Origin of the sequence: Virgibacillus siamensis (assembly GCF_039522605.1) — a bacterium.
Classification (GTDB): domain Bacteria; phylum Bacillota; class Bacilli; order Bacillales; family Amphibacillaceae; genus Lentibacillus; species Lentibacillus siamensis.
In genome coordinates, this window is record NZ_BAAADS010000012.1 from 387,179 (window position 1) to 393,178 (window position 6,000).

The 6,000-nt window shown below is 37.5% G+C and carries 9 protein-coding genes and 1 pseudogene; 9 read left to right on the top strand and 1 reads right to left on the bottom strand.

Annotation, left to right across the window (positions count from 1 at the left end):
- The first annotated feature begins 67 nt into the window (after positions 1–67).
- From ABD010_RS10095 to ABD010_RS10105, 4 genes are all read left to right on the top strand, one after another.
- The gene (locus ABD010_RS10095; protein WP_343812579.1) at positions 68–976 is read left to right on the top strand and encodes a S66 peptidase family protein; all 909 of its coding nucleotides are present in this window, start codon (positions 68–70) and stop codon (positions 974–976) included.
- 164 nt (positions 977–1,140) lie between these two features.
- Positions 1,141–1,491, top strand: a complete 351-nt coding sequence (locus ABD010_RS10100) for a VOC family protein (RefSeq protein WP_343812581.1) — start codon at positions 1,141–1,143, stop codon at positions 1,489–1,491.
- Positions 1,492–1,687: 196 nt separating this feature from the next.
- Positions 1,688–1,771 (top strand): ribonuclease HepT family protein, encoded by an 84-nt coding sequence (locus ABD010_RS18360; protein ID WP_390351096.1) that lies wholly within the window; start codon positions 1,688–1,690, stop codon positions 1,769–1,771.
- A gap of 197 nt (positions 1,772–1,968) precedes the next feature.
- Entirely contained in the window at positions 1,969–2,157 is a 189-nt protein-coding gene (locus ABD010_RS10105) for a hypothetical protein (protein ID WP_343812583.1), read from the top strand.
- Positions 2,158–2,441: 284 nt separating this feature from the next.
- Here ABD010_RS10105 and ABD010_RS10110 read toward each other — a convergent pair whose 3' ends face one another.
- Positions 2,442–2,801 carry a YxeA family protein gene (locus ABD010_RS10110; RefSeq protein ID WP_343812585.1) on the bottom strand — a complete coding sequence of 120 codons (360 nt, stop codon included), beginning with the start codon at positions 2,799–2,801 and terminating at the stop codon, positions 2,442–2,444.
- Positions 2,802–3,059: 258 nt separating this feature from the next.
- Between ABD010_RS10110 and ABD010_RS10115 the strand changes: the two genes are divergently transcribed.
- The 5 genes and pseudogenes from ABD010_RS10115 to ABD010_RS10135 form a co-directional block, all read left to right on the top strand.
- Positions 3,060–3,185: a hypothetical protein gene (locus ABD010_RS10115; RefSeq protein WP_343812587.1), complete on the top strand. Its 126-nt coding sequence runs from the start codon at positions 3,060–3,062 to the stop codon at positions 3,183–3,185.
- A 129-nt stretch (positions 3,186–3,314) separates the two neighbouring features.
- A complete protein-coding gene (locus tag ABD010_RS10120; protein ID WP_343812589.1) occupies positions 3,315–4,073 on the top strand; it encodes an SDR family NAD(P)-dependent oxidoreductase in 759 nt (252 codons plus the stop codon).
- 168 nt (positions 4,074–4,241) lie between these two features.
- Positions 4,242–4,613, top strand: coding sequence for a PadR family transcriptional regulator (locus ABD010_RS10125; protein ID WP_343812591.1), 372 nt, complete (start codon positions 4,242–4,244; stop codon positions 4,611–4,613).
- On the top strand, positions 4,582–5,340 hold the full coding sequence (locus ABD010_RS10130; RefSeq protein WP_343812593.1) for an HAAS domain-containing protein: 759 nt from the start codon (positions 4,582–4,584) through the stop codon (positions 5,338–5,340). Before ABD010_RS10125 ends, ABD010_RS10130 begins: the two co-directional genes overlap by 32 nt.
- 167 nt (positions 5,341–5,507) lie before the next feature.
- Positions 5,508–5,936: pseudogene (locus ABD010_RS10135) on the top strand (sialate O-acetylesterase); the annotation flags it as partial.
- Between the last annotated feature and the right edge of the window lie 64 nt (positions 5,937–6,000).

Consider the following 6,000-nt stretch of genomic DNA (forward strand, 5'->3'; position numbering starts at 1 on the left):
ATACTCCGTAATTTGGGTGCATTTCTCCTATAACCAAATTAAGAATTAAAGAAAGCGAGGAAAGTTTATGATAAAGCCATGTGCCTTACAAGAGGGCGATCGGATAGCGGTTATTGCCCCGGCTGGATCATCTGACAGAGAGAAGCTGCAACAGGGAATACGTGTATTAGAAAAAATGGGGCTAAAGGTTACCATTGGACGACATGTGTTCGATGTGGAAGAAAATCTTGCCGCTGCCGATCAAAAGCGGCTTGCTGACTTGCATGAAGCCCTTTTTGATCCTGCTATCCGCGGAATCTTTTGTGCAAATGGTGGATTTGGAACAGCAAGGATTGCACCTATGATTGATTATGCAAAGATACAAAGAAATCCTAAGATATTCTGGGGATACAGCGATATTACATATTTGCTTAATGCAATTCAAAAATTCAGTGATCTGGTTACCTTCCACGGGCCGATGGTGGCATCTGATCTGAATGACGAAATAAGAACAGCAGAGACGGAATCCTCGTTCTTGCCTCTCTTCACAAGAGAATCCCTGACCTATGATTCTCGCAAAATGCCCCTTAAAACACTAACTCATGGCACAGGAGAAGGGCGTTTGGTAGGAGGGAATTTAGATCTGCTCACCAATGGGTTGGGAACTCCTTTTCAAGTGAATACGAAAGGGGCCATCCTGCTAATTGAGGAGATCGCAGCACCTTCGTTTTTGATTAATGCAATGCTTACTCATCTTAAACAGGCGGGGGTATTCGATGAGATTGAAGGTGTGGTCATCGGTTACCTCCAAGCGGAACCAGGCGATTATGCGAATGTTAAAGGAGTACTGCAGGATTTCTTCTCCTGTGCGCCTTTTCCTGTTGTTGAGAATTTCCTCATCGGCCATTGTAAGCCTAATTATGGCGTACCGTTGGGAACAAATGTGAAACTCACAACATCGCCACCTCGATTAATTATCGATTCGGGCGTGATGTGATTTCCTGTATAATTGAAAAAGTAATTTAAATTTAGCTAGTTAATCTTCCGTAACAGGCGCCTATCTGGAATAAAGGGTGCCTTTCCTTGAACTCGATTTTCAAGAGAGAGAAATTGGATTATTTGAGTGATTGTAGAAAATAATGGCAACTGGAGGTGGTAAAAATGAAGGTTAAACGAATTGTTGCCAATGTGGAAACACAGGATATTACAAAAGCTAAGCACTTTTACGAGAAAATTCTTGGACTTGATCAATTAATGAATATGGACTTTATAGCAACATACGGGTCGCATGAAAAAATGGAAACGCAAATTAGTTTCCTTTCAGAAGGTGGTTCCGGCACTCCGGTACCTGATTTGTCAATTGAAGTTGATGATCTTGATGAAGCATTAGCCCGCATAAAAAAAGCAGGAATTTCAGTTGAGTATGGACCAGTTGGAGAGCCATGGGGTGTACGACGTTTTTTCGTTAGGGATCCGTTCGGTAAGCTTATCAATATTTTAATTCATCTTTAAAAGAATGCTTTAAGAGATGTACATTGATGTTACGCAATACGATCGGACGCTATAATTGTACAGTGTTATGTTTCTAAATGGGACATATTGCGACCTATAGTGAAGGAACTCAATTCATTGGAGTATGAGGGATGAGGTATTAACGGAGCAATTCAATTATGAAGGATGACAATGTTTATTTGCGTCATATTTTGGAGTGGACAATGGAATTGTTTGGAATGTGGTTGAAAAAGAAATACCAACATTAAAAGAACAAATAACAGATTTACTAAATAGATAATAGTTTATGAGAAGGCTTTGATTCTTAAATCTAAGGCCTTTTATTCTGTTTAATTAAAGTTCAATTTTTGAATCCTTTATACTGTTTTTCTTCCCCAATACGACGGGCGCGAATCCGGAATAGGGCTTGGTCGGTTCCATATAAAAGGTACATCTTACGTAATAACTACAGTCTGGGATTACTTGTGGGGGCGTAGTATGTTTGGAAAATATATTTGGATACCAATATTTGTGTTTACTTTTGGAACAGTACTGCAATTAATTTTTAATAAAGAAATTCCTTGGGTACATAACATTTTATTTTCTGTGTTTGTCTATTTAATTTATGTTTTTTGGGAGTGGTCAAAGAAACCATATGGCTGGAATAAAAATAAATCTGCAAGATAACAGCTTTTGTTCTTTTCCGGTCACATTCTTATCTGCATTTGTAGCGCTGAGTACCGTGGTGATAATCTCAATTATAATTTTATTGCAAATTAAAAATAGGGACAACAAAACAAATCATTAAAATGGGTCCTTTTACGGGTGCCTATCCGGAATGATTTTCTTTAAATGGCGAACAACCGCATTTCTCCCTGTGAAATTGCGGTTGGTTAAAAAAGTTGTTTTTTACTATGCCATTTAATAGATGTGATATTTAAGTTTGGTCAACCTGCCCCACGTATATTGTATTACTTTTTAAAATTCTCTTTGACATTCGAGGGAAGTTTGTGGAATTCTACTTCTTCCCATGTTTTAACATAAGATCCTTTTGCATCAACCTTTAGATAAGTATTTTTTGGTAACGTGGCCGACGTTGTAAAGTTAACGTTTTGTTCATTGCCATCTGCTGTATAACCTGTTAGGGAATATTCATAGCGGTGTGAAATCTTCTCTGGTTGTTTATCGATTTGAACATATACATCTTTTTGAGAAATAAAAGGATTCCCTCGGTCAAACACCTCCGTCACTGATTGTGGGAGAAACGTATATCCCACAATTAATATAAAAATAAATACGACTCCAATGAAAACGCCAATTAGTTTTTTCATTATCCAAGATCCTTTCTGTACATATACGGTAGTTAGTGCCTTTACTTCATTTTAGAAGAAAGATGACCGAGTTAACATCGATTTTCCTTACAAAGTCCCTTGTAAATCTTACAGTTTTGTCACCTTCTAAACCTTCATACATGTTTCTTCATCAAACAGGCGCCATTCCGGAATAAGGACAGCGTCCAAATTGCCACTGTATGGCCATTTAACGAAACAACTAACGAAGCAATTATGAATACAAGAGGTAATAATTTAATGATGAGATTACAGATAACGACATTTGTTTTGATCGGAGGAATCATCGGGTTTTTTACTGATGGTATAACGATTGTGTTGGCGCAGGTAAACTTGTTTTTGGTGATGATTGACAATTCACATTAAGGGCTTAGTAAGAAATACACCGTGAACTACGATCACTTATGGTGTTGAAGAGCCATAATAATAAAAAACGCTGTATTTGGTCATTTTATGTTAGAGTATCATAAGACAATGACTAAGGAGAGAAAGAGTATGCCTGACTTAAAAAAACAAGTAATCTTTATCACTGGTGCCAATCGTGGTCAGGGAAAAGCTATTGCTGACCATCTTGCTTCATTAGGTGGCATTGTAGTGGTCGGTGCCCGGAACTTTGACAAGGCTCAGGAAGTGGCACTGGCTATAGGTGAAAACCACGCATATCCGGTGCAGTTGGATGTCACAAAGGAATCACAGTGGAAAGCAGCTGTGGATGTGGTAATGCACAAATTTGGTAAAATCGATGTGCTCGTTAATAATGCCGGAGTTCTAAAACGCAAACCATTCACAAACATAACTATAGATGATTATCAACAGTTGATTAATGTTAATCAGCTCGGAGTATTTCGGGGAATGCAAGCAGTTATTCCGCATATGGAAAAACAGCAAAAAGGTTCTATTATAAACAATTTATCGATCTCTGCGTTTGCACCAATTGGTAATTCTTCTGCCTATGCCGCCACAAAAGCGTCCGTGGTTGCGATGTCTAAGGCGGCAGCCATTGAATTGGGACAAAAGGGAATCCGGGTTAATATGGTTCATCCGGGCGGTATCGAAACAGAAATGGCCACCCAAGGTGAGGAGGTTCCGGATTTTTATAATTCGGTTCCTCTGGGACGTATCGGACAGCCGATTGAAATTGCCCGGGCTGTAGCATTCCTTGCTTCTGATGAAAGTTCATATTGCACGGGAACAGAAATTGTCGTTGATGGTGGCATGACATTGGGGACTGAGGAAGAACAAGAAAGGAAATAATAATACGATCGGGCGCCTTTTTGCCGTAAATTTTTTATTGACAGCACCTAAAAAGTAATTTAAATATTTTTTGAGACAATGTATTAAAATACCTTGTAATACAAGTTATTTCAATTTATACTTATCATATACCTTGCAAAACAAGATAATAAGAATGGTGGACTTACAATGTCGCAAACACAAATGTTAAAAGGAATCTTAGATGGTTGCCTCCTTGCAATTATAAAGGGGGAAGAATGCTACGGATATGAGATGGCTGAACGTTTAGGTAATTATGGTTTTCATGATATAAGTGAAGGGACAATCTATCCATTATTAATGAGAATGCAGCGAGAAGGGCTTGTAACGTCTGTTCGAAAAAAATCAACAGCAGGCCCCAAAAGAAAATATTATTCGCTTACGGAAGAAGGAGTTCAGGCCTTACATACTTTTTTAAACAGGTGGAGCCGCCTTGAAAAAAGTGTTAATACAATTATTAATCAAGAAACCAATGAGCGAGGTGGAAAGAATGGAAGAACGTCAACTAACAGATCAGAGTAAAAAATTTATTGATGATTTAAGACTGTACTTATTTTCAGGTGGGAAAAATGATCAAGAGATTAACGAAATTGCTGAGGAACTTGAGGATCATCTTGTTGATGCTGAATTGAATGGAAAGTCAATTCAGCACATTGTTGGATCATCACCCCAGGAATATATGACAAGTATTTCCAATGAGATGGCAAATGACTATAAAGCTTGGGCGAAATATGTTCCACTTATTGTGATGGGTGCAATATCTTTTCCGGTTCTAGGAGATGTAATGGAAGGTACATTGAGCTATAGCATATTACAAATCATTGGAACGATATTGTATAGTATCATATTCATGGTGGGAGTTTTTACAACTTTTCGCTATGTGGCCAAAAGGCAATTGTCTAGGGTAGTAGAATTTTTTTTATTGTTGATTCCAACATTTATTAGTATGTTTTTCTTTATAGGACTGATCACAGCCGACACATTTTATCAAACACCTACCATTGAATTTGGTATGTTTGGAAGCGTCATAATAGGAATCATTCTTATACTATTTGTTATTCTATTTTCAATTTGGGCTAAGACTGCTATTTTACCTGTAGTATTGATAGCATTTCATCTTCCGACATTTGTATTGGCTTTCACTTCATTCAGTGAAGAAGTGCAGTTGATTACTGGAATAATTATTACTTATCTATTGATCGGAACATATTTGTTTTTTGAATTTAGGAGATTAAAAAGGAAAAAGTGACGTTATTTCAATAAATATGTCCTAATCAATATTAAGCAAACGGTCGCAAATCTCTAATAAGGATTGGCGCTATTATTGCACCATTGAATGATTTAATTAAGGACACAAAATCAATTTGGCAAAAGAATCTAATTAAACCTACGCAAACAAAGAAAGAAGGTTTTTTTATGAAATCCATATTAATAATCGGACAATCGAATATGGCGGGAAGAGGTTTTATTAAGGATGTACCGCCGATTTATAATGAGCACATAAATATGTTGAGAAATGGTAGATGGCAAATGATGGCGGAACCGCTTAATTTTGATCGTCCTGTATCTGGTATTGGACCAGCAGCTTCCTTTGCTCAGCTCTGGACAGAAGACCACCATGGCCAGTCCATTGGAATAATACCATGTGCCGAGGGAGGAAGCTCGATTGATGAGTGGGCAATTGATGGACTATTAACAAGACATGCGATTTCTGAAGCAAAATTTGCTATGGAAACAAGTGAAATAATAGGAATCTTGTGGCATCAGGGAGAAAGCGACAGTTACAGAGAACGTTATAGGACGTATGAAGATAAATTGCTTTCATTATTTAATCACTTGAGTCAATTTCATAATTGCTCTTTTTAAAAATACAAAGACCTGCAGAATTTAAAAAATTGTATTTTTAAAA

What these genes read in the sequence shown, in the direction of transcription:
- ABD010_RS10095 (WP_343812579.1), top strand. Translation starts at nt 68, where the DNA reads ATGATAAAGCCATGTGCCTTACAAGAGGGCGATCGGATAGCGGTTATT.
- ABD010_RS10100 (WP_343812581.1), top strand. Translation starts at nt 1,141, where the DNA reads ATGAAGGTTAAACGAATTGTTGCCAATGTGGAAACACAGGATATTACA.
- ABD010_RS10105 (WP_343812583.1), top strand. Translation starts at nt 1,969, where the DNA reads ATGTTTGGAAAATATATTTGGATACCAATATTTGTGTTTACTTTTGGA.
- ABD010_RS10110 (WP_343812585.1), bottom strand. Translation starts at nt 2,801, where the DNA reads ATGAAAAAACTAATTGGCGTTTTCATTGGAGTCGTATTTATTTTTATA.
- ABD010_RS10115 (WP_343812587.1), top strand. Translation starts at nt 3,060, where the DNA reads ATGATGAGATTACAGATAACGACATTTGTTTTGATCGGAGGAATCATC.
- ABD010_RS10120 (WP_343812589.1), top strand. Translation starts at nt 3,315, where the DNA reads ATGCCTGACTTAAAAAAACAAGTAATCTTTATCACTGGTGCCAATCGT.
- ABD010_RS10125 (WP_343812591.1), top strand. Translation starts at nt 4,242, where the DNA reads ATGTCGCAAACACAAATGTTAAAAGGAATCTTAGATGGTTGCCTCCTT.
- ABD010_RS10130 (WP_343812593.1), top strand. Translation starts at nt 4,582, where the DNA reads ATGGAAGAACGTCAACTAACAGATCAGAGTAAAAAATTTATTGATGAT.